Source organism: Rhizobium sp. 007 (assembly GCF_015353075.1).
In the GTDB taxonomy this organism is placed as follows: Bacteria; Pseudomonadota; Alphaproteobacteria; order Rhizobiales; family Rhizobiaceae; genus Rhizobium.
In genome coordinates this window covers 1,757,908-1,781,343 of the sequence record NZ_CP064188.1, presented here as the reverse complement: position 1 = coordinate 1,781,343, position 23,436 = coordinate 1,757,908, and the positions used below count along the sequence as shown (strand labels likewise).

22 protein-coding genes and 2 pseudogenes are annotated in these 23,436 nt (G+C 58.8%); 12 read left to right on the top strand and 12 right to left on the bottom strand.

The features are described 5' to 3' along the window. Positions 1-238 precede the first annotated feature (238 nt). Positions 239-496 carry a hypothetical protein gene (locus tag ISN39_RS29465; RefSeq protein WP_074071460.1) on the bottom strand — a complete coding sequence of 86 codons (258 nt, stop codon included), beginning with the start codon at positions 494-496 and terminating at the stop codon, positions 239-241. 441 nt (positions 497-937) lie between these two features. Continuing rightward, positions 938-1,447: pseudogene (locus ISN39_RS29460) on the bottom strand (helix-turn-helix domain-containing protein); the annotation flags it as partial. A 521-nt stretch (positions 1,448-1,968) separates the two neighbouring features. On the opposite strand from ISN39_RS29460, the gene htpG reads away from it, so the two are divergent. Continuing rightward, a complete protein-coding gene (htpG, locus tag ISN39_RS29455) occupies positions 1,969-3,861 on the top strand; it encodes a molecular chaperone HtpG (RefSeq protein WP_194731496.1) in 1,893 nt (630 codons plus the stop codon). A 97-nt stretch (positions 3,862-3,958) separates the two neighbouring features. On the opposite strand, the gene ISN39_RS29450 is transcribed toward htpG, so the two are convergent. Then, positions 3,959-4,219: a 4-oxalocrotonate tautomerase family protein gene (locus tag ISN39_RS29450; RefSeq protein ID WP_194731495.1), complete on the bottom strand. Its 261-nt coding sequence runs from the start codon at positions 4,217-4,219 to the stop codon at positions 3,959-3,961. Between the two features lie 26 nt (positions 4,220-4,245). After that, positions 4,246-4,449, bottom strand: a pseudogene (locus tag ISN39_RS36895) (SDR family oxidoreductase); the annotation flags it as partial. A 630-nt stretch (positions 4,450-5,079) separates the two neighbouring features. On the opposite strand from ISN39_RS36895, the gene ISN39_RS29440 reads away from it, so the two are divergent. Genes ISN39_RS29440 through ISN39_RS29430 form a run of 3 tightly spaced genes read left to right on the top strand, consistent with a single transcriptional unit; the run spans position 5,080 to position 8,796 of the window. After that, positions 5,080-6,576: a sugar ABC transporter ATP-binding protein gene (locus tag ISN39_RS29440; RefSeq protein WP_194731493.1), complete on the top strand. Its 1,497-nt coding sequence runs from the start codon at positions 5,080-5,082 to the stop codon at positions 6,574-6,576. 16 nt (positions 6,577-6,592) lie between these two features. Then, positions 6,593-7,657, top strand: coding sequence for an ABC transporter permease (locus ISN39_RS29435; protein WP_194731492.1), 1,065 nt, complete (start codon positions 6,593-6,595; stop codon positions 7,655-7,657). 38 nt (positions 7,658-7,695) lie between these two features. Then, the gene (locus ISN39_RS29430) at positions 7,696-8,796 is read left to right on the top strand and encodes a substrate-binding domain-containing protein (protein WP_194731491.1); all 1,101 of its coding nucleotides are present in this window, start codon (positions 7,696-7,698) and stop codon (positions 8,794-8,796) included. 96 nt (positions 8,797-8,892) lie between these two features. Here ISN39_RS29430 and ISN39_RS29425 read toward each other — a convergent pair whose 3' ends face one another. Next, positions 8,893-10,008, bottom strand: a complete 1,116-nt coding sequence (locus tag ISN39_RS29425; RefSeq protein ID WP_194731490.1) for a LacI family DNA-binding transcriptional regulator — start codon at positions 10,006-10,008, stop codon at positions 8,893-8,895. 120 nt (positions 10,009-10,128) lie between these two features. On the opposite strand from ISN39_RS29425, the gene ISN39_RS29420 reads away from it, so the two are divergent. From ISN39_RS29420 to ISN39_RS29405, 4 genes are all read left to right on the top strand, one after another. Beyond that, positions 10,129-10,932, top strand: a complete 804-nt coding sequence (locus ISN39_RS29420; protein WP_074071467.1) for a transporter substrate-binding domain-containing protein — start codon at positions 10,129-10,131, stop codon at positions 10,930-10,932. A 66-nt stretch (positions 10,933-10,998) separates the two neighbouring features. Continuing rightward, on the top strand, positions 10,999-11,703 hold the full coding sequence (locus ISN39_RS29415; RefSeq protein ID WP_074071468.1) for an amino acid ABC transporter permease: 705 nt from the start codon (positions 10,999-11,001) through the stop codon (positions 11,701-11,703). After that, positions 11,700-12,359, top strand: a complete 660-nt coding sequence (locus ISN39_RS29410) for an amino acid ABC transporter permease (protein ID WP_074071469.1) — start codon at positions 11,700-11,702, stop codon at positions 12,357-12,359. The genes ISN39_RS29415 and ISN39_RS29410 overlap by 4 nt, the downstream gene beginning before the upstream one ends. Then, on the top strand, positions 12,340-13,071 hold the full coding sequence (locus ISN39_RS29405; protein ID WP_194731489.1) for an amino acid ABC transporter ATP-binding protein: 732 nt from the start codon (positions 12,340-12,342) through the stop codon (positions 13,069-13,071). The genes ISN39_RS29410 and ISN39_RS29405 overlap by 20 nt, the downstream gene beginning before the upstream one ends. 47 nt (positions 13,072-13,118) lie before the next feature. Here ISN39_RS29405 and ISN39_RS29400 read toward each other — a convergent pair whose 3' ends face one another. From ISN39_RS29400 to ISN39_RS29380, 5 genes are all read right to left on the bottom strand, one after another. Further along, positions 13,119-14,138, bottom strand: a complete 1,020-nt coding sequence (locus tag ISN39_RS29400; protein WP_074073021.1) for a LacI family DNA-binding transcriptional regulator — start codon at positions 14,136-14,138, stop codon at positions 13,119-13,121. A gap of 191 nt (positions 14,139-14,329) precedes the next feature. Further along, on the bottom strand, positions 14,330-14,662 hold the full coding sequence (locus ISN39_RS29395; RefSeq protein WP_074071471.1) for a hypothetical protein: 333 nt from the start codon (positions 14,660-14,662) through the stop codon (positions 14,330-14,332). Next, positions 14,659-15,546, bottom strand: a complete 888-nt coding sequence (locus ISN39_RS29390) for an NAD(P)-dependent oxidoreductase (protein WP_194731488.1) — start codon at positions 15,544-15,546, stop codon at positions 14,659-14,661. Before ISN39_RS29390 ends, ISN39_RS29395 begins: the two co-directional genes overlap by 4 nt. Beyond that, positions 15,543-16,034 carry a gluconokinase gene (locus tag ISN39_RS29385; RefSeq protein ID WP_194731487.1) on the bottom strand — a complete coding sequence of 164 codons (492 nt, stop codon included), beginning with the start codon at positions 16,032-16,034 and terminating at the stop codon, positions 15,543-15,545. The genes ISN39_RS29390 and ISN39_RS29385 overlap by 4 nt, the downstream gene beginning before the upstream one ends. A gap of 13 nt (positions 16,035-16,047) precedes the next feature. Further along, a complete protein-coding gene (locus tag ISN39_RS29380; protein WP_074071474.1) occupies positions 16,048-16,806 on the bottom strand; it encodes an SDR family oxidoreductase in 759 nt (252 codons plus the stop codon). A gap of 88 nt (positions 16,807-16,894) precedes the next feature. Here ISN39_RS29380 and ISN39_RS29375 point away from each other — a divergent pair, with 88 nt between their 5' ends. The 3 genes from ISN39_RS29375 to ISN39_RS29365 all read left to right on the top strand — a co-directional run bounded on the left by ISN39_RS29375 (position 16,895) and on the right by ISN39_RS29365 (position 19,873). Next, on the top strand, positions 16,895-17,842 hold the full coding sequence (locus ISN39_RS29375) for a 2-hydroxyacid dehydrogenase (RefSeq protein ID WP_194731486.1): 948 nt from the start codon (positions 16,895-16,897) through the stop codon (positions 17,840-17,842). 11 nt (positions 17,843-17,853) lie between these two features. Continuing rightward, on the top strand, positions 17,854-18,885 hold the full coding sequence (locus ISN39_RS29370) for an L-idonate 5-dehydrogenase (protein WP_194731485.1): 1,032 nt from the start codon (positions 17,854-17,856) through the stop codon (positions 18,883-18,885). 67 nt (positions 18,886-18,952) lie between these two features. Further along, on the top strand, positions 18,953-19,873 hold the full coding sequence (locus ISN39_RS29365) for an SMP-30/gluconolactonase/LRE family protein (protein ID WP_194731484.1): 921 nt from the start codon (positions 18,953-18,955) through the stop codon (positions 19,871-19,873). Between the two features lie 431 nt (positions 19,874-20,304). Here the strand turns inward: ISN39_RS29365 and ISN39_RS29360 are convergent, their stop codons facing one another. Continuing rightward, positions 20,305-20,694 carry a HipA domain-containing protein gene (locus tag ISN39_RS29360; RefSeq protein ID WP_246763465.1) on the bottom strand — a complete coding sequence of 130 codons (390 nt, stop codon included), beginning with the start codon at positions 20,692-20,694 and terminating at the stop codon, positions 20,305-20,307. Between the two features lie 1,513 nt (positions 20,695-22,207). Here ISN39_RS29360 and ISN39_RS29355 point away from each other — a divergent pair. Beyond that, positions 22,208-22,624 (top strand): helix-turn-helix transcriptional regulator, encoded by a 417-nt coding sequence (locus ISN39_RS29355; protein WP_074071477.1) that lies wholly within the window; start codon positions 22,208-22,210, stop codon positions 22,622-22,624. Between the two features lie 186 nt (positions 22,625-22,810). Here ISN39_RS29355 and ISN39_RS29350 read toward each other — a convergent pair whose 3' ends face one another. Continuing rightward, complete coding sequence (locus ISN39_RS29350) at positions 22,811-23,326, bottom strand: hypothetical protein (protein ID WP_194731483.1); 516 nt, start codon at positions 23,324-23,326, stop codon at positions 22,811-22,813. Between the last annotated feature and the right edge of the window lie 110 nt (positions 23,327-23,436).

Here is a 23,436-nt window from a genome sequence, read left to right as displayed (position 1 = left end):
AAAGACGACGCTCCCCTCCGAGACTAGGTATGGCTTTTTTGCCTTCGTGTCGTTCGCCTCGTGCGATCCCCAATGGATAGCGGCCTTACACGACGTTATGGGAGGACGTGAAGCGCTGAGTTCACAACCAGGCGCCGCAAGCAATAGCCCTCACAGAAGCAGCACGATCTAGCGAAAGCCACTTGCGGCCTGGCACATCACGCCACGCGTGGCCGAAGGTTTCGAACTGGAATAGTAGTCAGCCGGTTCTGTTTTCGTCGCCCGCGAGAGACGAAGGATGGCCACCGGGCGGTGGCGCGCAATCATGGTTGAGCCTCTCGACCAATGTATCCGACGACTTGATGCCACAGCTAACAAGCTCGATGGCGCGCTTGACCGCGTCCTGGCCGCGCTCGCTGTGGATTTCAACGCGATTTTTTTGCGACCACCGGCGCAGGGCGGAGGTGATGAGATCGACCTCTTCGTCCGTGAAGGAGAGGAGTTCAAAGAGAACCATGACGCCCTCCCATGAAGCAAAACAGTCGTCCGAATACAACCTCGTCGGGGCCAGGAAAAACTATGGCAGAAAGCACGAACGGCTAAAAGGCATTGTGCGTTTTCGGACATACCGGATCCATCAAGCCAGCCACGGCGCTGCCGGACCGGCTGTTGGTCAGCAGCGTTGAAAGCCAGCCTCAGGGCCAGCTTGACTGATCCAGAGCTTCACGCGCCCAGGATCTTGGTACAACGGCCCCCCGCGCTTACCCAACGCGACGTTTCGAGCACAAAAGGACTGAGCGCTGATCTCCCTACGCTGGAAGATGCCAGGCATGAGGCGCTCAATGACGCGCGCGTACTGATGAGCGACGCTGTCCTTCGGGGTCGAGACATTTCCGACCGGAATGTTGAACCCTGCGATGATGCCGGCCGTTTTTTGCAGTTCAGTTTGCAGATGCGATCAAGCGATGCGAATAGCCCGATGCGCCACGCTCATTGGAATGCCTATCGGCCGCTCGTACTCCGCCTCGGGCAGGCCGTAGCAGCCACCGGCAATTTTTCTTGAGCTTTTCCCTGTCGATGATGCGTACGTTACCCCGCGTTGATCTGATGGCGTGGATGCCTTCGAGAATGTGCAACTCGTTTTGTCACACCAGCACGCCGAACCCCGAGCATCATTCCCAGGAATTCATGGGTAAGCGCGAGATTGTCGCCCTCGAGACGGTCATGACACATCAGCAGCCATCGCGCGAGGCGCTCCTGCATGCTGTAGCGCGCGTTTGCGAGAGCTGAATGAGCAAGCTGCAAGCTCGCCGAATTGCACGTAGCGCAGCAGCAAATCTCTCGTCGGCTTATGGTTGTCGATAACGGTCATGAAGTGTTCGACCGGAACGGCTATTCCAGTTCCGGCGACTTGCATAAATGTTTTACTCGGGGTGCGGTCGGTCATTAACAGCACATGGTGGCCGGCATGGACGTCACAGGGCTAGAACTGCGGCGGTTACTCGGGAGCTCCAGAGGCCCCATATTCGATGACGGCCAGGGTACTCGATGGTCGCTGCGACCGATAGAACGAGATTGGTGTGAGCCCAGATACCCGCAACCACGCGCAAGCGCACGTTCACGTGGCTCGCGCAGAGGGACTCATCAGGCGGCTCGACCAGCCTGCCTGTGTCGAGCTCACTCGTGCTTCGCCGCTGCGTATCGAAGTGGCCTTCCTTCCGAGCAACGAGGCAGTGCCCGCGATCCCTCAGCCAGGCCCCCGCGCGTCCTGCGGGCGCTGCTGCTCGGTCCGGGAAGAGGCGGCTTCGCCAAGCACACCGAGATCGTCAGCGGACGTGTCACCGACAATCGACACTGCGAATTCCGAAAGCCGGCGGCGTAAGCGCACTGAGTATTGCGCTTCATTCGGCGTTAAAGAAACATCTTGAATTCAATCGAAGTCTTTGCCACCTGATCGATCGTTTTTTTCATCATGGGAGATCATGACGTATGACGACGACCGCCACGCACAACACTGCCGAAAACCACATCTTCGAAGCCGATGTGGCGCGCCTTCTGCATATGATGGTGCATTCGGTCTATTCGGATAAGGATGTCTTTCTGCGTGAACTGATCTCGAACGCCGCCGATGCGTCCGAGAAGCTGCGGTTCGAGGCGATTGCCACACCCACAATGCTTGCAAACGATCCGGACAGCCGGATCACGCTATCGCTCGACGAGGAAAAGCGCCGGTTGGTCGTCGAGGACAACGGAATTGGTATGAGCCGTGACGAATTGATCGAGGCGCTCGGCACCATTGCCCGCTCGGGAACCCGTGCCTTCATGGAGCGCATTGAGGCCAACAAGACCGGGGAGAGCGCACAACTGATCGGACAGTTCGGTGTCGGCTTCTATTCATGCTTCATGGTTGCCGAACGCGTCGACGTGGTTTCCCGGCGTGCGGGCGCCGATGAGGCTTGGTTGTGGTCGTCTGATGGTCGGGGCAGCTATAGCGTCAGCCCCGTGGACGTGGTGGATGCTCCGCCGCGTGGCACGCGTATCACTTTGCATTTGATGGAGGACGCCAAGACCTACACATCCCGTTGGTCGGTCGAGCGGATCGTCAAGGAGCAATCCGGCCACGTTCCCGTGCCGATCACGATCATTGAAAAGCCGGGCGCCGAACCGATCCAGCTCACCGACGGTACGGCTCTTTGGACTCGTTCGAAAAGTGACATTTCGACCGAAGAGTATACGGATTTCTACCGCGGAATTTCCGGACAGTACGACGAGCCTGCCGTGACTGTTCATTTCCGGGCCGAAGGACGGCATGAGTATACTGCACTAGCCTTTGTTCCGGGATCGCAGCCGTTCGACATGTTTGATCCTGACCGCAAGGGCCGGATGAAGCTTTATGTAAAGCGTGTCTTCATCACCGATGACACCGAACTCATGCCGCGTTATCTTCGCTTTGTGAGAGGCCTGATCGATACCGCAGACCTTCCCCTCAACGTTTCGCGCGAGATGATCCAGGCGAGCCCCATTCTGGCGGCGATCAGGAAGGGCGTCACCAGCAGGGTCGTAGCAGCAATCGAAAAACTCGCCGAGACCGATGCGGACGCCTTCATCAAGTTTTGGGAGAATTTCGGTTCAGTCGTTAAGGAAGGCATTTACGAGGATTTCGAACGCCGCTCGCAGCTGATTGCCCTATCGCGCTTTAGAACCACGGCCTCGAGTGACGGGTATCGCTCTCTGGCAGATTATGTGAAAGATGCCAAACAGGATCAGAGCGCAATTTATTATTTGACCGGCAACAATCTGGATCAGCTGAAGGCATCGCCGCAGCTAGAAGGATTTCGCGCTCGCGGCATTGAGGTCCTGCTGTTGACCGACTCCATCGACAGCTTCTGGGTGATGAATGCCCCCGAATTCGAAGGAAGGACCTTCAAATCGATCACGCAAGGGGCAGCTGACCTGGCGCAGTTCGCCACGTCCAATGACGAAGCAGCCACGAAGAGCGAAACGTCGGCGGATCTCGAGAGCTTCATCGCCTTTGCCCGCGAGACGCTCGCAGACCAGGTGTCGGATGTTCGTGCCTCCGATCGACTGACGGAAAGTGCGGTTTGCCTTGTCGCATCTGAGCAAGGCTACGACCGCCAGATGGAAAAGATACTGCAGGGCGCAGGGCGGCTCCAGTCGGCTGCAAAGCCCATCCTGGAGATCAATCTCGAGCATCCGCTGGTGAAGGGAATTGCTGCCAAAGACGACGGCTCTTCGCTAAGGGAGGATGCAGCATTGCTCCTGCTTGACCAAGCACGGATCCTTGATGGCGACAGACCCGTCGATCCCCGTGCCTTTGCCGAGAGACTGACACGGGTATTCCAAAGAGCGTTGCAATCTTGATGGAGAGCTGGCGGTAGGCTTACTCTGCCGCAATAGTCAACATCACCGGTAACGCTTGCGGAACCGTGCTCGACATGGGCAGGACGCGGTACGAATGTCACATTTCCGGCGGACGGCATGTCCGCCGGGAATGGGCCACGTAACTGTTTTCTTTGCTGCGATAGACGTCCGGCAGGATAAAGATCTCATCGGCGCGGCCGTAACCGCCGTCCTTCACCTCCTCGATTACTACCATGGTGTGCGGCCTTGCGGCCTCTGAAAAATACTCGACGAGCATGTTCGTCGTGCGGTGCACGATCTCCTGCTTCTGGGCGCGGTTCAGCGCGCCTTCCGGCGTCTTGATGTTCACGAATGGCATGGTTTTATCCTCGGTTCGGGCTTGCTTCAGATCATGCCGCCATTGACGCGAAGTACCTGGCCGCTCACCCAGGCACCTTCCGAGCTGGCCAGGAAGGCAACGACCAAAGCGACATCCTCCGGTTGGCAAAGCCGGCTCAGCGGTATCGTTCTGACGATGGACTGGACCAGTTCATCCGATTTGCCGGTCACGAACATATCCGTTTCGACCGGGCCGGGCGCGACCGCGTTGCTCGCTCTGAGACGTGGCTGTCTTATTACTCCTTCGCTTAAGCCTTTGGGACAGGCTTCGATGCGCGAGAAATATGTTATTCTTCGATCTCGCGCGCTCTCGCAGACCATCGACGCCCACGGGACGTGCGTTCCGCCAGTCCTATTCTGGCATCTGGCCCTGCCCCGTCTGCCCCCAGCCCGCAGGGCCTTTTTTGTGAGGGGTATCACTGCGAGCCGACGTTCCACCACTTTGGAGGAATTGAATGGGTCATTCAGTCTGGGCATTGCGAGCAAGCCCAGTCGTGCATCGTGTTTTCATCTGTCAGCCCAAGCAGTAATCCCGAACGCTGCAAGAAATACAATTTGCTTGTGGAAATGGTCCTATGAGGGAAAGTCAGCTGGGGATCCGAGCGACATCCCGATATGTCAAAGGGCTGCGCGGCGGCGCGCTCTTCTAGACGGGTGGCCTTCCACCTTGGCCGTCGACGATCACGAACGGCTGCCGCGGAAGCATGTGTCAATCCCGAAAGAAAGCAGCCATCGCAATGCCTTGTGCGCGACCAGCCTACGCGCAATTCCCTGTTGACAGCATTGTTATCGATAACAGACCATGTCTTGCAAGTTCACAGAGCTTTGGGAGGAGCGCCGATGTCGAGCGAAAAACTGCTGGAGGTTCGCTCCATCACCAAGGAGTTCGGCGGCACTCGGGCCTTGACGCAGGTATCGCTGGATTTGCATCCGGGGGAGATCCTGGCGCTTCTTGGAGAAAACGGCGCGGGCAAATCGACACTCATCAAGACCTTGGCCGGCATCTACAGGCCGGACGGCGGCGATATTCAGTTCCGTGGTGAACCCTATGTCCATCGGCCGCCAAAGCCTAACGAACGTCAGCCTCTCGCCTTTATCCACCAGGACCTTGGCCTGATCGAATGGATGACGGTGGGCGAAAATGTCGGATTGGCGCAGGGTTTCTCCATGCGTTCGCGCCTGATCGACTGGAAGCGAACGGAGGAGCGGGCCAGGGAGGCGCTGAATCTCGTCGGCTGCGACTTTGATCCGTCGACGCGTGTCCAGGATCTCACCCGTACCGAAAAGTCGCTTGTGGCGATTGCCCGCGCGCTCGCCGTGGAAGCGGACGTGCTTGTTCTTGACGAGCCGACCGCCAGCCTTCCGGCTGATGAGGTGGAGCGTCTCTTCCATGCTATCCGTCCGCTGAAAGCGCGAGGGGTGGCGATGATCTACGTGTCGCATCGGCTCGATGAGATTTTCCGCATCGCCGACCGGGTCGCGGTCTTGCGCGACGGACGCCTCGTTGGCCAGAAGCCGGTGGCACAGACGACGCCGGACGAATTGATTGAAATGATCGTCGGCCGCAAGACGGACCAACTCTTCGCCAAAGCGACAAGCAATCCGGGCGAGACGATCGTCAGCATTCGGGATCTTGCCTGCCGCAGCGCCGGACCTGTCTCCTTTGATATCCGGAAAGGAGAGCTGCTTGGGTTGGTTGGCTTGCGCGGCGCCGGTCAGGAACTGATCGGTCGGGCCCTTTTTGGCTGCGAAGCTTTTTCCGGCGCAGTAGATGTCGGTGGGGAGGTACCGGACCTGTCGAGCCCGGTCGCTGCAATGAGGTCCGGCATAGGCCTGATTGCGCGCGACCGCACCGAAGAATCCGTTGCCATGTCGCTGTCGCTTCGGGAAAACACCTTCCTCAATCCGGCAGCGTCCGGACGCAGGCTCCTTTCTTTCCTGTCGCCGTTTAAAGAAGCGTCCCTGGCGCGCACGATCGGCGAGAGTGTCGGATTGAGGCCGAACGACCAGAGCCTGCCGATCGAGGCGCTATCGGGAGGCAACCAGCAGAAGGTGGTTGTCGGCCGCTGGCTTGCAACTGGCCGCAAGCTCCTGATCGCCGAGGATCCGACCGCAGGCGTCGATGTCGGCGCCAAGGCCGACATCTATCGGCTGATCGCCCGTGCGCTTGAGGCGGGTCTGGCTGTCGTCGTCGTGTCGACGGATTTCGAGGAAATCGCACATATCTGCCATCGTGCCTTGGTGTTTTCACGCGGACGGATTGTACGTGAATTGCAAGGTGCGGATTTAACCACATCGGCGGTGATCGCTGCCGCGTCGGCTTCAGAGGCCGCTTGAGTTCCGGGAGAAGATAATGCAGTCGATCGAATCCACCGCCCTTGAGCCGACCCGAGCCGAACTGGCGGGCCTCAGCTATACGCAGAAGCTCCTGCGGTTCCTGCCGGTTTACGGCCTGGTCATCCTTACTTTGCTGCTTATCGTGCTGTTTTCGCTTCTCCTGCCGCAGACCTTTCCGACGGTTCTCAATCTTCGCTCGATCGTCTCCGACAAGGCGATCATCGCTCTCCTGTCGCTGGCGGCCATGATCCCGATGGCTGGCGGCCGCATCGATCTTACGGTCGGCTACGGCATCGTGCTCTGGCACATTCTTGCGATCAGCCTGCAAACCGTGTTCGGCGTGCCTTGGCCGGTCGCAGTCGTCATCGTGCTTGCGCTCGGTGCTATCACCGGCTTCCTCAACGGTCTTCTGGTGGAGGTCGCACGCATCGACTCGTTCATTGCGACGCTCGGCACCGGCACGGTCCTCTACGCGCTGGCACTCTGGCACACCGGCGGGCGCCAGGTCGTTGGCGTCTTGCCGGAGGGTTTTTACTCGTTGAACGGCACCATGGTATTCGGCCTGCCGATCACCGGCTTTTATGTGCTGCTGCTTGCCGTTGCGCTCTGGCTTATTCTCGAATATCTGCCGATTGGCCGCTATATCTATGCGATCGGCGCCAATCCGAAAGCGGCAGCGCTGAACGGCATTCCGGTCCGCCGCTTTGTCATCGCCGCTTTTGTCTCCTCGGGCACCCTTGCTGCGCTTGCAGGCGTCCTGCTCGCCTCTAAGCTGCGCATCGGCCAGGCCAGTGTTGGCCTCGAGTACCTGCTGCCGGCGCTCGTCGGTGCCTTTCTCGGCTCAACCACCATCAAGCCTGGACGCGTCAATGTCTGGGGCACGATGACCGGTGTCATCATTCTTGCCGTCGGCATTTCCGGCATCCAGCAATTCGGTGGCTCGTTCTTCGTCGAACCACTCTTCAACGGCATCACCCTGCTCGTGGCCATCGGCATCGCCGGTTATGCGCAGAGGAAACGGGGTGCAGTTGGAAAAACGGCAGCCACCAATCCGGCATCTGCAAACCCACCGAAAAACTGATCGCCGTCGGCACACAAACTTCAAAGGGAGGAAGAACCATGAAACGCAGAACGCTTATCCAGAGTTCCGTCGCCGCACTGGCCTTGATGCTCGCGGGACCGGCACTGGCAGATGCCATGTCCGACGCCAAGGCGGTGGTCGAAAAATATGCGACCCGCGTCACCACCTGGGACGGACCGAAGACAGGACCCAAGGCGCAGGAGGGAAAGACGATCGTCGTGCTCGCCGGCGACCTGAAGAACGGCGGCATCTTGGGCGTTACCACCGGCGTCGAGGAGGCTGCAGCCGCCATCGGTTGGCAGGTCAAGGTTCTCGACGGTGCGGGCTCGATCGGCGGCCGCACGGCAGCGTTCGGCCAGGCCATGGCGCTGAAGCCCGCCGGGATCGTCATCAACGGCTTCGATGCCGTCGAGCAGGCGCCGGCTCTTGAGCAGGCAAAGGCTGCCGGAATTCCGCTCGTCGCCTGGCACGCAGGCCCGGTCATCGGCCCTGACGAAAAAACCGGCCTTTTCGCCAACGTCAGCACCGACGCGATGGAAGTTTCCAAGTCGGCCGCGGACTGGGCCTATGCAGATGCGAAGGGCAAGCCAGGCGTCGTGATTTTCACCGACTCGACCTATGCGATCGCCATCGCCAAGGCCGACAAGATGAAAAAGGAGATCGAAAAACTCGGCGGCAAGGTTCTTGAATATGTCGATACGCCCATTGCCGAAACCTCCCAGCGCATGCCGCAACTGACGACATCGTTGCTGCAAAAATACGGCGACCAGTGGACTCATTCGCTCGCCATCAACGATCTTTATTTCGACTTCATGGGCCCGTCGCTGGCAGCCGCCGGCAAGGGTGGTACAGACGCGCCAATCAATGTCGCTGCCGGTGACGGCTCGGAATCGGCCTACCAGCGCATCCGCGCCGGCCAGTTCCAGAAAGTTACGGTCGCCGAGCCCCTCAACCTGCAGGGCTGGCAGCTTGTCGACGAGTTGAACCGCGCCTTTGCCGGCCAACACTGGTCTGGCTATCTCTCCCCGCTCCATGTCGTCACCGCCGACAATGTCGAATTCGATGGCGGCCCCAAGAACTCGTTCGATCCGGAAAACGGTTACCGCGACGAGTATAAAAAGCTCTGGGGCAAGCTGTAGCAGCCTCCCTCCCGGAAACTGGGCACCGCGAATGGTGCCATTTTTTTGCACGTTGCGTCGCAAGCGATATTGACGGAAGGATGAACGGGCGACCGATTATCGTTTCGTCGTCGTGTTGCCCTGGATGAGCTGGATCTCAGCCCGCCACGATCTGTTCACGTGCACGTGTGCAAGTATATTCAAGAGCGCCCGAGCCGCCGTCTTGCCGATCTCGGCGCGAGGTACATCAACGGTCGTAAGTCTGGTTCGGACCGTGTTGGGGATGGACGTGCCGTTAAATCCCACCACGGACACCTGCTCTGGAACTGGAATTCCCGCTTCGTGCAGATAGGAGAGGCCACCAAGCGCCATCGCGTCGTTCAAAAAGTGAATAGCCTGGATCTCGGGATGATCGCGGATCAATTCCTGCGTAAGGGCGCGTCCTGTTTCGGCCTGTCTCGGCCGATTTTCGCAAACCATGCTGATCACGTCGATGTTGGCGCTCGCAAGCGTAGACCGCAAGGCAAGGTAGCGCCAGCGGGCGCAGAGATCCTTCTCCAATTCGGCGCCGACATAGGCAACGCGCCTGAGGCGGCGCTCCAGGAAATGCGCAGCAACGAGTTGCCCTGCCTCCATGTGCGAAGGGCCTGCGCTGAAATCAAGATCTTCATTGTCGCAATCCCACATTTGAATGGCCGGGCAGGTACGTCTTTCTAGCAATTTGTCGCAAGCGGCGCTTCGTGCCATGCCGCCGTTTAGCAAAAGCCCTGCCGGGCGGAAGGACAGCATCTCGCGCACGAGGTCTGCTTCGATGCCGGGATCGAAATGCGATTCTCCGATGAAGGTATGAAGTCCATTGGGGCGCAGGATGGCGTTTACCCCACTCAGCACTTCGGAAAAGACAATGTCGCTCATCGAGGGGATAATCACTGCTACCATCCGGCTCTTGCGCGAACTCAATGATCCGGCAAGGTTGTTCGGCAGATAGCCAAGCTCGTCTGCGGCACATCTCACCCTTTGTTGCGTCGCCTTGGAAATGTTGCCGACGCCTCGCATAACCTTTGAGACTGTCATGCTGCTTACGCCTGCCTTTGCCGCCACATCAAGCAGCGTGACGATCCGTGTCTTATCCTTTGCCACTTGCCTCGTCCCCACGCCTTGAAAAGTAAAAACTGGCTTGACAGTCCGATTGTTATCGATAACATAAAATGAGGTTAACGATAACCCTTGCATGATTCAGATGCAATGCCCGGTGCAAGGGAGTCCAGAGGAGGCGAGCAATGGAGCGGTTTCTGTCGCTCCAGAGATCGCATGCACGAGCAAGAGCTCAGTCAAATAAGGTGGAGGAATGTCATGAATGTTCTTAACTCTATGCGCGCGGTTGTAATGGCAGCCGCACTCGCCATCACGTCCTTGGCGATGACCGCCGAAGCCGGGGCGGTCACGCTCAATGACATCATATCACGCGGCACCGTCCGGATCGGCGTTCTGACCGGTGCGCCGCCGATGGGGATGGTGGATGAAAAAGGTAATCCGACCGGCTACGACGTTGACGTCGCCAACTTGATTGCCGGATATCTCTCGCTGCCTGTCGAACTCGTCCCACTGACGCCGCCGGCCCGCATTCCGGCGCTCCAGACCGGCAAGGTCGATTTCCTCGTTGCGACGCTGGCCCCGACGGGTGAGCGGGCCAAGACCGTCATGTTTACGCAGCCCTACAGCGCCTTTAACATGGATATCATATCCGGTCCCGACCAGAAGTTTGCGAGCCTTGCCGATCTTCAGGGCAAGCGCGTCGCGGTCAATCGGGGTTCGTCACAGGAAACCGCTCTTCGCAAGGCGGCGGTCCCCGGCATGGAGATCGTGGTTTTCGAAGACGACTCCACCAGTGCGCAGGCGCTGATTGCCGGTCAGGCGGACGCGGTCGCACTGCCGTCGACTGTGGGAGAAGCGATCATCAAGCAGCGTCCTGACGCTGGCCTCCAGGTCGGCTTCACCTTCTTCCAGCAAGGCAACTCGATGGCGACGAAGCTCGACGATTTCGAACTGCGTCAATGGCTGAATACGTCGATCTATCTGATGAAGATCTCCGGCGATCTCGACAAGATCGCGACGAAATGGACAGGCCGTCCGATGCCGACCCTTCCGTCCTTCTGATTGAGCTTGCGTGAGAGCCTGCCGGTGAGGCACCGGCAGGCCGCGAAACTTCGACGGAGCTCGCTTATGTCCTACACATTTCAATTCGGCGTGCTGGCCCAGTATCAGGGCGAAATCCTGAGCGGTATCTGGCTGACGATCAAGCTGTCGATCCTTTCGATCGTTCTCGGTTCGGCAGCAGGTGTCATGCTTGCATCCTTGCGCTCCATAAAGGGCGGTGCCGTGCGGTATCTTGTCGATGCTTACGTCGAGGTGATCCGCAACACGCCCTTTCTGGTCCAGCTCTTCATCGTCTATTTCGGCCTGCCTGGGCTTGGTATTCGCGTGGGCGCCGATACAGCGGCGCTGATCGGCATGACCATCAATCTTGCCGCCTATTCAACGGAAATCATCCGTGCCGGCATCGAGGCCGTGCACAAATCTCAGATCGAAGCGGGCGAGGCGCTTGGCTTCTCGCGTTTCCAGATCTATCGCCACGTCATTCTGGTGCCGGCGGTCGCCAAGGTTTATCCGGCGCTGTGCAGCCAGTTCGTGTTGATGATGCTGGCCTCCAGCATCTGCTCCGCAATTTCGACCCATGAGCTTGCCGCCTCGGCCGCTTTCGTCGAATCGCAGACCTACCGGTCTTTCGAAGTCTATATTGTCGTCACGCTGATCTATCTCGCGCTGGCGCTGGCGCTGCGCGCAGCCCTGGCATTCATGGGCATGTGGCTTTTTGGCAGGCGGGTTGCCCGCCGCACGATGACGGCCCTGCCGGAGGTGCCGGCATGACGCTGAGAACATTCGGTTTCGATGAATTCGGTTTCCTGCTGCAAGCATTGCAGTGGACCATTCTCCTGACGGTCATCGCCCTTGTCGGTGGAGGTCTGCTCGGCTTTGCCGTGGCGCTTGCCCGAACCTCACCCGTCAAGGCCGTGCGCTTTGCCGCAGGTTCCTATATTCAGGTTATCCAGGGCATTCCGGTGCTGATGATCCTGTTTTTGTCCTATTACGGCCTCAGCCTTGCCGGGCTTGAGCTGCCGCCGCTCTTTGCCGCCGGCGCATCGATGACGATCTACGCATCAGGTTATCTCGCGGAAATCTGGCGCGGCTGCATCCAGGCGGTGCCGAAGCAGCAATGGGAAGCGTCGGAATCGCTTGCCATGACCCGCCTTCAACAATACCGCTACATCATCCTGCCGCAGGCAATCCGTGTTTCGCTGCCGCCAACCGTCGGCTTTGCGGTGCAGGTGGTCAAGAATACGTCGATCACATCGATCATCGGCTTCGTCGAACTCGCCCGCGCAGGGCAGCTTGTCAATAACACGACTTTCCAGCCATTCCGCGTCTTCATCGCGGTGGCCGCTCTTTATTTCGTCGTCTGCTACCCATTGTCCCAGCTGTCGCGTTGGCTGGAAAGGAGGCTTCATGCCGGAAGTAATCGTTGAAAATGTTCACAAGAGCTTCGGTGCGCTCGAGGTTCTCAAGGGCGTATCGCTCAGCGTCGGGCGCGGAGAGGTCTTTGCACTGATCGGCCGGTCCGGTTCTGGAAAGAGCACGCTGTTACGCTGCATGAACGGTTTGGAAAAGATCAACTCCGGTCGCATCGAGATCGCCGGCCATGCGCTTGGAGGAGACGCAAAGGCGCTGCGAAGCCTGCGCACCGATGTCGGCATCGTCTTCCAAAGCTACAACCTCTTTCCACATTTGACCGTGGGCGAGAACATCATGCTGGCACCCCGCATTGTCAAAGACGTTGCAAAGGCGGAGACACGGGAGATCGCCCGCGAGGTTCTCCAGCTCGTGGGCCTGTCGGAAAAATTCGATGCCTATCCGGACCAGCTTTCTGGCGGCCAGCAGCAGCGTGTGGCGATTGCCCGTTCCCTTGCAATGCGCCCGAAGGTGATGCTCTTCGACGAAGTCACCTCTGCGCTCGATCCGGAACTGACCGAGGAAGTGCTGACGGTCATGGAGAAATTGGCCCGCGATGGAATGACCATGATACTCGTCACGCATGAGATGGGTTTTGCGCGACGGGTGGCTACGCAGACGATCTTCATGCACAAGGGCACGATCTGGGAGCAGGGGGCATCCAAGGAGCTGTTTGTTAATCCACAGACGCCCGAGTTGCGGCAGTTTGTGAAATCGGACGTTAAGTAATCGTGACAGCGGGTGGGCAAGCAATCTTCTTCCGGCCCGCTATTTCCTCAGCGGCTTGTTTGACGCAGAATCAAATCCGGTCGGATCGTTATCACGCCCGCGCTGTCCGAAAGCGACCCGTCCAGGACGTCGAGAATGAGCCGCGCCGTTTTTGCTCCGATCTCGGCTGCAAAGGCATTGATCGTTGTCAGACTGGGAACGCAAATTGCGCCGATCTCGTAGTCGCCGAAGCCACCGATGGCAATCTGGTCCGGCACCGCAATGCCGCGCCGTTGACATTCGGTAAGGGCGCCGAAGGCCGAAAGATCAGAAACGCAGATGACCGCTTCGGTATCTGGGAAATGCTCCAGCAACCGGCCCATCGCGTTCGCGCCCTCGCGCATTGAAATCGGCGGCGGCCCGGCGGCAATCAGGCGCGTCGCGTCCAACCCGTGATCCTCCATCGCGGTTATGAAGCCGGCTCGCCGATCGCTGCCGCGTGTGTCTCGATCAGCATCACCACCAATGAAGGCGACCTTTCTATAGCCGACGGTGACAAAGTGATCGATCATCTCGCGCACCGCCAATGCGTTGGAAAACCCGACCACGTGTCCAATCGGGTCTTCCGGAAGATCCCAGGTTTCAATGACGGGGATGCCGGCATTCGACAGGAGTTTGCGGGCTCGCGATGTATGCTTGCCGCCCGTTACCACGATTGCTTCGGGCTTGCGCCGCAAGAGCTGCTCGATCAGCCGCTCTTCTTCACGAACGTCGTAGTTCGTGTAGCCGAGCAGGACCTGCAAGCCCTTATCCGACAAGCCGTCCGACAGCGCCCGCACCGTATCGGCGAAATTGGCATTGTTGATCGAGGGGATCGTAACGGCCACGAAGTCGGTGCGCTGTGATCGCAGATTGGAAGCCGTGCTGTCGAAGACGTAACCCAGTTCCTCGGTTGCGCGTCTGACAGCCTCGCGTGTCTCTTGGCTGACGGAGGTGTCGCGCTTGAAAGCGCGCGACACCGTCATCGGCGACACGCCTGCCATGCGGGCGACATCCGCCATGGTTGGTGGTTTACGAATATTGGGCATTTGCATCCATGTTATCGTTACCAGATTGATACAACCGCCTTTACGCTTAATTTGCAAGCAGGTTGTGATTTCGCCTCGTTCAATGCGAAGCCGAAGGCCGATGCTTTGGGCCTCGACGGTTCGGTCTTTGGATCTGCCCCTTGCCGGTAGTCGAACAGCCAAGAGGGCAGCTAGCCGCCACGGCGTCGAGCTTAGAGCGGGAATTCGTTCGCCTGGGTCACATGATGATGGATTCGCCCGTCAAAAAAGCGCGCCAATACCTCTTCCGTCGCTGCCTTGGCCGCAGTGCGGGCTGGACTTGCAAGCGCGGCCTCGACGGTTGCGAGATCGGGATAGTTGATCGCAAGGATCATGGGAATTTCCGGCGCTCCTTCATCGCGGGCATCGGCGAAGGTTACCCGGACATCGAGGGCGCCGGGAAAGGCCTTCCATTTCGGCAGGATGTCGTTGAGCACTGCGGCCCGAAACGCCTCCGTTTGACCGTCCTTCACTTTTCCTTCGAAGAGGGCATAGCGTGTTATCATTGTACGATGTCCTTGTTGGGTCCCTTGAAAAATTCCATAAGGGCGGCCTGGTCCTCACCGCCGAGACCGGCGGCAGTCAGCATGCGGTGAATTTCGGCGCACAGCGCCGTCAGCGGCATGGCGGTGTTGGTGCGGCGGGCGAGATCCTGCGCCCCGCTCAAATCCTTGACCATGTTGTCGATCCGGCCGGTGCGACGGTAATCTTTGACGACAAAGCGCGGCATGTATTCTTGCAGGATTGCGCTGTCGGCCCGGCCGCCTTTCAATGCCTGCGGGATCTTTGCCGCATCCACGCCGGCGTCGAGAGCCAATTGCGTCGCTTCCGCCACGGCCAGAAAATTGAGCCCGCAGAGAACCTGGTTGATCAGCTTCGTGGTCTGGCCGGCGCCGGAAGGCCCCATATGCGTGTAATTCGAGGCAACGTGCCGCAGCACCTCATGTGCATCAGCGACATCTTGTTCCTTGCCGCCGGCCATAAGCGTAAGCTGTCCGACCAATGCCTTGGGCGCGCCGCCCGACAGGGGACTGTCGACCCAGCGCAGGCCCTTTTCCGCCGCGTCGGACGCCAGGGCCTTCGTCGCCTCCGGGTCGATCGAGGACATGTCTATGATGACAGTTCCGGGCCTGGCGCCGCCTGCAACGCCGCCTTCGCCGAAGACGGCGAGCCGGACGATTTTCGCCGAGTTGAGGCTGAGGATGACATAGTCCGAGTCGGCGGCTGCTTCCGCCGCGCTTGCCGCCGGTAGAGCGCCTTTGTCGACCAGGTCGCGCATCTTGGTCGTGTCGAGATCAAAGACCGTCAAATGATTCCCGGTTTCGACGAGCCGCGTTCCGATGGCGCCGCCCATCGCGCCGGCGCCGATCAATGCAATCTTGTTCGTCATGTTTTCATTCCTTCCAATTGCGTGACGATTGCTTCGACGATCGCGCCGAGCGGCCGGTCGATATCCACGCTGAACGCGTTTTCGTCCGCGTCCGGTGGTTCGAGCGCTGCGAACTGGCTCGTCAGCAGGCCGGCCGGCATAAAATGACCTTTTCTTGCATTCATTCGCGCCTTGATGACCTCGGGCGTACCGGCAAGATGAACGAAGGTGATCGTCTCTCCGGAAGTTTGCTTGATGTGAGCGCGGTAGGCTCGCTTGAGCGCCGAACAGCCGACGATCTGCGGCCCTTCGGACTTGGCCAGAGTCTGGCCCACGAGGGTCAACCATGGCCAGCGATCCTCATCGTCCAAGGCCATGCCGCGGCTCATCTTGTCGATGTTCGCCGACGGGTGAAGGTCGTCGCCATCGAGATATGCCGCCCCCAGTCGTGCGGCGAGCGCGGCCCCGACCGAGGACTTGCCGCACCCTGCAACCCCCATCAGCACCATTCGCTGCGGAACCTCAAAGAGAGGCCGTAATGCCACCGTCAACATAAAGCACATGTCCGTTCACAAATGAGGATGCGTTGGAGGCGAGGAACACGCAGGCGCCGACCAGTTCGTCCACCTTGCCCCAGCGGCCGGCCGGCGTGCGCTTTTCCAGCCAGGCGGAAAAGGCGGAATCGGCAACCAATGCGGCGTTCAATGGCGTATCGAAATAGCCGGGCGCAATGGCATTGCATTGCAGCCCGTATTTGGCCCAGTCGGTCGCCATTCCCTTGGTCAGATTACCGACGGCGCCCTTCGTCGCCGTGTAGGGTGCAATGCCGGGACGTGCCAATGCAGTCTGTACGCTGGCGATATTGATGATCTTGCCCGCTCCGCGTTTGATCATGTGCCGTGCGACCGCTTGGCCAACGTTGAAAACAGTGGAGATATTGGTCCGCATAAGCTGCTCGAACGCGTCCGCCGGAAAGTCCTCGAGAGGCGTGCGATGCTGCATTCCCGCATTGTTTACGAGGATGTCGATCGCACCGATCGTTGCTTCGAAGCCATCCACTGCTGCGCGAACGGCCTCATGATCGGTCGCGTCGAATGCCAATTGATGCGTGCTGCCGCCGAGACCTCTCGCGGCTTCCGCAAGTTTTGCGGCGTCGCGGCCATTGAGCACGATTTCGGCACCGGCATTGGCAAGACCGCGCGCAAGGGCAAGGCCGATCCCCTGCGACGATCCCGTGACGAGGGCTCGGCGGCCCGTCAAATCAAACAAGTCCTGCCCCATTGGCTTCCCTCATTTTTTGTCTCGACATTCGCAATGCTCACCTTTATGTTATCGATAACATTAATTGTCAAGGGACGGAGACACCGAAATGAGCAAACCCCAGATCCTTCAAGTCGGGCCCTATCCGGAATGGGACGAAGCGCCTCTGAATGCTGCATTTTCGGTTCATCGCTACTTCGAGGCCTCCGACAAGTCGGACTTTCTTGCTGCTGTCGGTCCCAATGTCCGGGCGATCGCTACGCGAGGCGAACTCGGGGCCAGCCGGGCCATGATCGGGGCCTGCCCTTCACTTGAGCTGATCTCTGTCTATGGGGTTGGTTTTGATGCCGTCGATCTGGCTGCTTGCCGGGAACGTGGCATCCGCGTCACCAACACACCGGACGTGCTGACGAGCGACGTAGCGGATCTTGGCGTGGCGATGATGTTGTGCCTGTCGCGCGGCATGATTGGCGCGGAAAGCTGGGTAAAGGACGGAAGCTGGGCGGCAAAGGGGCTCTATCCGCTGAAGCGTCGCGTGTGGGGCCGCCGCGCCGGCGTACTCGGCCTTGGCCGGATCGGCTATGAAGTGGCCAAACGCCTTCAGGGCTTCGATATGCAAATCGCTTATTCCGATGTGGCGCCAAAAGATTTTGCCGCCAATTGGGAATTTGTCGCCGATCCGGTAGCGCTCGCGGCGCGTTCGGATTTCCTGTTCGTCACTTTGGCCGCTTCCGCCGCCACCCGCCACATCGTCGGCCGCGAGGTGATTGCGGCTCTCGGCGGGGAGGGGATGCTGGTCAATATCTCCCGCGCTTCCAATATCGATGAAGAAGCCCTGCTTGATGCACTCGAATGCGGTGCGCTGGGCTCCGCCGCCCTTGACGTGTTCGAAGGTGAGCCGAAGCTCAATCCACGGTTTCTCGCCCTCGACAATGTGCTCTTGCAGCCACACCACGCATCTGGAACCATCGAAACACGCAAGGCCATGGGACAGCTTGTTCGTGACAATCTCATGGCGCATTTTTCCGGTCAGCCCCTGCTGACCCCGGTTCTTTAAGGAGCGCGCCGATGAAAGCCATTGTCATTCACGGTCCGAAAGACCTGCGTATCGAGGAGCGCCCGATCGAAGCGCCAGGTCCCGGAGAAGTGCGCCTGCGCCTTGCGACCGGTGGCATCTGCGGCAGCGATCTGCACTATTACAATCACGGCGGCTTCGGCGCAGTCAGGCTGCGGGAGCCGATGATCCTTGGTCACGAGGTGTCCGCGTATGTGGAAGCACTCGGCTCGGGCGTTGAGGGATTGAAATCGGGCCAGCTCGTCGCTGTTTCTCCGTCCCGGCCGTGCCGATCCTGCCTATATTGCCAGGAAGGGCTTCACAATCAGTGCCTCAATATGCGGTTTTATGGCAGTGCCATGCCTTTCCCGCATGTCCAGGGAGCATTTCGAGAGGTTCTCGTCGCCGATGCCGTTCAATGCGTGTCGGCGGACGGTCTTACCCCAGGCGAAGCGGCGATCGCAGAACCCCTGGCCGTTACTCTTCACGCCACTCGCCGGGCGGGAGAAATATTGGGTAAACGGGTTCTGGTGACCGGCTGCGGGCCGATCGGCCTTCTGTCGATCCTCGCAGCCCGCCGTGCCGGCGCCGCCGAAATCGTCGCAACGGATCTCTCGGATTTCACCCTCTCGCTGGCACGCAAGGTCGGCGCGGACAGGACCATCAATATGGGAGGCGAGCCGGATGCGCTGACCCCTTACGCAGCCCAAAAGGGCTCATTCGACGTCCTTTACGAGTGCTCCGGTGCCGCGCCTGCCTTGGTTGCCGGCATCGCTGCTCTTCGCCCGCGCGCCGTGATTATTCAGCTTGGCCTTGGTGGAGACATGAACCTCCCGATGATGGCGATTACAGCCAAGGAGCTGGACCTGCGTGGTTCCTTCCGCTTTCACGAGGAGTTTGCGACCGGTGTCGGACTGATGCAAAAGGGGCTGATCGACGTGAAGCCGCTGATTACCCACACACTTCCCCTATCAGACGCTGTGACGGCCTTCGAACTGGCAACTGATAGGAGCCAGGCGATGAAGGCGCAGATTGCCTTCAATTGACACCAGTCCCAACTCGCGTCCGGCTGTCCGAATAAGAATGGCCCGGTAAATCTGGGAGAAGAACGCAATGCCATGTTTCGAAGTGCTTGATCCGCTGTTTAGCACCTATGTGCTCGGCAATGCGCCGGTCAAGCAGATCGCCACCGGCTTTGACTGGGTCGAGGGCCCGGTCTGGTTCGGTGACGCGGGATGCCTACTGTTCTCGGACATTCCGAATAATCGCATCCTTCGCTGGTCCGCGGGCGCTGGGGTATCGGTATTCCGAGAGCCGTCAAACTTTGCCAATGGCAATACGCGCGACAAGCAGGGCAGACTGGTGACCTGCGAGCATGGAACGCGGCGGGTGACACGGACGGAACTCGACGGTTCCGTCACTGTAATTGCAGACAGCTACCAGGGCAGGCGGCTAAACTCCCCTAACGATGTTGTGGTAAAATCGGACAATTCGATCTGGTTTTCCGATCCGCACTACGGGATCATGACCGACTACGAGGGCTATCGTGCCGAGCAAGAACTGCCATGCCACGTCTACCGGGTGGAGCCCTCGGGAAAAATCGAAGCCGTTCTGACGGATTTTGCCTGCCCGAACGGCCTGGCCTTTAGTCCAGACGAATCTCGCCTTTATGTTGCCGATACCGGGCGGATGTTCAGCTCAGATCCGCGACATATCCGGGTCTTCGATGTTGCGTCCAACGGCAGGCTTGCCGGCGGAGAGGTGTTTTGCGCCATCAATCCCGGATGCGCGGATGGTTTTCGGATCGATGGTGAAGGTAACCTGTGGTCTTCGGCAGCCGATGGGGTGCACTGCATCGCTCCAGACGGTCATCTGATGGGCAAGATCCTCGTCCCGGAGCTTGTGTCGAACCTTTGCTTCGGTGGTCGTGCAAAACATCAGCTCTTCATCGCTGCGACAACGAGCATTTATGGAATCGTCCTCGAAGAGGCGCTCAAAATCCGTGAGTTCACCCGATCGCGCGATCAAATCTGAAATCGAACACGACGGTTTTCAGGTCGAACCTTTCAAGGCGATTTTGCTGGTGCATTTGTCTCGCACACCGCCGTTGAAGCTGCTTGTTACGCCCCGAACGACTTTGGAGGTTGCTAAAGCAGTCCGGTGGTGCAACCGACCGCTCATCGCCTCATGTCGACAAACCTGCCCCCTGAAGATCACCGCAGCCAGTGCCCCTTCGAAGCTTGCGGCAGCCTCAAGAAGCCACCGGGGCACCCACGAATGCGAAATAGAGCCAGGCGACCGCAAACAAAACAAGCACGACAAGTACAATGAGAATCTTGCGAAGACGGGGATCTCGCTGACGGGGCGGCCTGGGCTTGCGAAACTTGATGACATTGTCGTCCATCACGCAGGCTTAGCGCGATTGCCGGGCGAAGTGCAAGTCGATCGAAATTCCGCCGCCTCTCTTAAAGCTGCGTCAAAGTCCGTCGGCATCTCTTGCGGCCCTCGTGCACGATCCGCTCCAGTACTCGGGCTGGATCACCACCTCCTGTGACGATCTGCTGGGGAACATCTCCGCAGACCTGATCGACCTTGGCGGCAAGTTGGCCAACGCGCTTTACGGTCGATGCCGGGCTCAGCCCAGTCTCTTCGGCGAACGCTTTCCACTGCTTCCCATGTAAATCCGCCGCGAGAAAGCTGCCGCCAATATTTTGCGGCAGGTGTTGATCTACCCGGTCGTAGATTGCCGCGCAGATCAGATCGTAGGGCGCAAGCTTTGCAGTTCCGCCCGCACCGATCAGGACTGAGCAGTTCTTCGCTTGGGAGTCGGATTTGCAGATCAACACGTTAAACATCACTGCGTCCAGCAGCCCCCAAGGCGCTCTGCGGGAGAGACGAGATCGGCGACGGCCGGTAGCGTGGCGCCGGATCCACCTGCCGCATTCTCATATTTCTGCGATGGGAAGTGACCGGTGAGCTGGCAAAGATCCTCCTGATGGAGCCTGCGGATTTGCAATCCCTAGGACTTGGGAAGACACTCCTTGTCGGCGACGAAGAAATGTCGGATGCCTGAGCGTCTCGAGCGCGTCGGACCATCGCGAAAGAGACCGATGGTTCAGAACTCTGCAGTGTCTGTATCGGGGTTCGTGGGGCGCTCTTTGCCTCTCATGGTCTGGGCGTCGCCAGCCGCTTCGGAAGAACCGGTTATATATCGGTGTGCCTGGGCGGCTCGAGTTCGTCTGCAGATCCTTGCCAGCCCGCCTGGAGTTCGCGACTGAGAGAAGACTACAACAAGCGGGAGTATGTGCCGACCAGCCAGAAGGTCGAAACCTATAGCAAATGCTTCTCATCGAAGTCGCGACAGCCAAGGTAAAGATGAAGAGGCCGTGCGTCGTCAAGAGATCGATAACGCCACCATGAGCGCTGCGGCCCAGAACAGGGCCGACAGTTCAGCTGCCACCATGAAACCAACAGCGGTATCGCTCATAATCTAACCCTCCTTAGGCAACCTCCATTGCTGAAAGGAAACTATAGGGCACAGCTGGAGGTTCGGCTACCCAACGGGTGTCAACTTTTCCTCGAGCAATCGAATCAAGACCCGGCCGGGAGGGACGAGTTTCGCAGAACGCCTTCACGTAAGCAGGGAGTACATCAGAACGCCGACGGAACCCCAGAAAACAACCATCACGAGTGACATCGCAACAACGAAGATTTTAGCCATAGCGAAAACTCACAACCCTTTCGCGTACAAACATACTGTAGCTGCCGAGAGGTGGTATCGGCACGAAGTCTGAGAAACGGTCGGACTTTGGTCTGATATTCGCTCTTTACACCTGCCCGACCGGGCCTGACGGTGTTTCGGCGCGGCATTTGAGGCCCATCTCCATGAAGGACCGTGGCAAATCTGGCAGCCGCAATCCTAAAGGAAAGGGCCGGGCGACACGCGCACCGGCCCTTCCTGATCAATCGACGACGGCTGCCAGTACATCCGTGGTCAGCCGTCAGTACGAATTTGATGAATCCATGATAGCGTCTTCGACGAGAAGCGCTATTACCCAAGGGTAGTACATTTGGCGGACGTAACGGTCACCACCCCACTGGCCGAGGGAAGGCCCATCGGAGATGGGCTCGGGAATGTCCTCATCGATGCCCGACAGTGTGCTCTGACCGCACACGCGCCGGTCGCAGCTATCCTGGGCGCAGAACAGGGCGGAACATTAGGCCGGGATTGAAAGGCACGCCTGTCATTGAAGAGAACGGATCGGGCGATTGGGAGGGACACCTCTTCAAGAACTAGCTAGATTGGATCAATCGACAACGTTTCCACACTGGCACAATTTTAATTCCCTGAGGCGCAAAGGAAAGATCATGAATAAAGCCGTTAATGCGAAGGAGCCAAGTGCAGTCGACATAGAAGTCGGAAGGCGAATCCGTATGCAACGACGGGTGCTTGGCATGAGCCAGTCAGCGCTTGCTGAACGGGTCAGTGTCACATTTCAGCAGGTGCAGAAATACGAGAAGGGAAGCAACCGGGTGGGGGCGAGCCGGCTTCAGGGCATTGCCGACTGTCTGAACGTGCCTGTTTCATTCTTTTTCGAAGGAATGGCCGGAGCGGATGAAAGTGAATCAGGTTTAGTGAAGGGCATGGACGATCTGACGGGCTTTATTTCCACCGCCGAGGGGCTCGCGCTAAACCGCGCATTCCTTGCTGTAAAAGACGCCCGAATACGGCAAAAGATCGTGGGTTTGGTAAAGTCGCTTGCGTCGCTGGAAGGCGACGACTGATACTCACGGATTCCAAGAATAGGATGCTTCCGGCCCATGGCGGTTGTAGGCTTGCTGTTCACTTCAGTTGTGAAAACCGACAACAGCAAGATGCGGTGGTTGGGCCGGAGGCGAGGCGACAGCCGGGCAATTGACGTGGCCTGGCCGCCATTCACGTAGTTTCCGCCGCTTAAGCAGGACCGATCATTAATCCTCACACCCTTTGATCCGGGCGACTTTGCCGCCAGGAGATAGACCGAAACGACAAACGACCGGCATGGCGGGCGTGTAGGTAGCGGTGCCCCTCAACTCGACGCGTGCCCCGTCCTTGGAAAAAGTCATTTCTGGCGTGCCTATGCTGTAGAAGCCACCTTTAACCAATTCCACGGAATGGACGATTTGGGCGTCATCTGTTTCAGTCGGCACTGATTTCCATTCCACCACGACGCGCGACGATACGTGCTCAAAGCCCTGGTTCACAACGATGATGCGGTAACTTCCTTCGCCGACGCCGTCTTCTTGCCAGTGTCCGCCTTCAACGACAGACACGACATTCGTGTCTACGAAGGTTTCGGCGAATGCCGCGTTTGCAACGAGCAGAAAAATGCCCCCACATAACCTCGGGATCGTTGGGTACGCGCCGCCGACACATTTGCCGTTCATCATCATCATCAACAACGCAAGAATACCTTTAGTAGAAAGGCCTGATCCTAGCACGATCAAGACGCCTCGCGAACCGCGATTGCGCCTCGCCCGGCAGAGGATCCAAATCAGCCGCCGTCGACCACGTACGAGCAGCGAACTCTTGACCGTCGCGCCCGCCTCCTGTCTGC

Excerpts from the sequence above, each read along its gene's own strand:
- ISN39_RS29465 (WP_074071460.1), bottom strand. The coding sequence starts at position 496 with ATGGTTCTCTTTGAACTCCTCTCCTTCACGGACGAAGAGGTCGATCTC.
- htpG (WP_194731496.1), top strand. The coding sequence starts at position 1,969 with ATGACGACGACCGCCACGCACAACACTGCCGAAAACCACATCTTCGAA.
- ISN39_RS29450 (WP_194731495.1), bottom strand. The coding sequence starts at position 4,219 with ATGCCATTCGTGAACATCAAGACGCCGGAAGGCGCGCTGAACCGCGCC.
- ISN39_RS29440 (WP_194731493.1), top strand. The coding sequence starts at position 5,080 with ATGTCGAGCGAAAAACTGCTGGAGGTTCGCTCCATCACCAAGGAGTTC.
- ISN39_RS29435 (WP_194731492.1), top strand. The coding sequence starts at position 6,593 with ATGCAGTCGATCGAATCCACCGCCCTTGAGCCGACCCGAGCCGAACTG.
- ISN39_RS29430 (WP_194731491.1), top strand. The coding sequence starts at position 7,696 with ATGAAACGCAGAACGCTTATCCAGAGTTCCGTCGCCGCACTGGCCTTG.
- ISN39_RS29425 (WP_194731490.1), bottom strand. The coding sequence starts at position 10,008 with ATGCAAGGGTTATCGTTAACCTCATTTTATGTTATCGATAACAATCGG.
- ISN39_RS29420 (WP_074071467.1), top strand. The coding sequence starts at position 10,129 with ATGAATGTTCTTAACTCTATGCGCGCGGTTGTAATGGCAGCCGCACTC.
- ISN39_RS29415 (WP_074071468.1), top strand. The coding sequence starts at position 10,999 with ATGTCCTACACATTTCAATTCGGCGTGCTGGCCCAGTATCAGGGCGAA.
- ISN39_RS29410 (WP_074071469.1), top strand. The coding sequence starts at position 11,700 with ATGACGCTGAGAACATTCGGTTTCGATGAATTCGGTTTCCTGCTGCAA.
- ISN39_RS29405 (WP_194731489.1), top strand. The coding sequence starts at position 12,340 with ATGCCGGAAGTAATCGTTGAAAATGTTCACAAGAGCTTCGGTGCGCTC.
- ISN39_RS29400 (WP_074073021.1), bottom strand. The coding sequence starts at position 14,138 with ATGCCCAATATTCGTAAACCACCAACCATGGCGGATGTCGCCCGCATG.
- ISN39_RS29395 (WP_074071471.1), bottom strand. The coding sequence starts at position 14,662 with ATGATAACACGCTATGCCCTCTTCGAAGGAAAAGTGAAGGACGGTCAA.
- ISN39_RS29390 (WP_194731488.1), bottom strand. The coding sequence starts at position 15,546 with ATGACGAACAAGATTGCATTGATCGGCGCCGGCGCGATGGGCGGCGCC.
- ISN39_RS29385 (WP_194731487.1), bottom strand. The coding sequence starts at position 16,034 with ATGGTGCTGATGGGGGTTGCAGGGTGCGGCAAGTCCTCGGTCGGGGCC.
- ISN39_RS29380 (WP_074071474.1), bottom strand. The coding sequence starts at position 16,806 with ATGGGGCAGGACTTGTTTGATTTGACGGGCCGCCGAGCCCTCGTCACG.
- ISN39_RS29375 (WP_194731486.1), top strand. The coding sequence starts at position 16,895 with ATGAGCAAACCCCAGATCCTTCAAGTCGGGCCCTATCCGGAATGGGAC.
- ISN39_RS29370 (WP_194731485.1), top strand. The coding sequence starts at position 17,854 with ATGAAAGCCATTGTCATTCACGGTCCGAAAGACCTGCGTATCGAGGAG.
- ISN39_RS29365 (WP_194731484.1), top strand. The coding sequence starts at position 18,953 with ATGCCATGTTTCGAAGTGCTTGATCCGCTGTTTAGCACCTATGTGCTC.
- ISN39_RS29360 (WP_246763465.1), bottom strand. The coding sequence starts at position 20,694 with ATGTTTAACGTGTTGATCTGCAAATCCGACTCCCAAGCGAAGAACTGC.
- ISN39_RS29355 (WP_074071477.1), top strand. The coding sequence starts at position 22,208 with ATGAATAAAGCCGTTAATGCGAAGGAGCCAAGTGCAGTCGACATAGAA.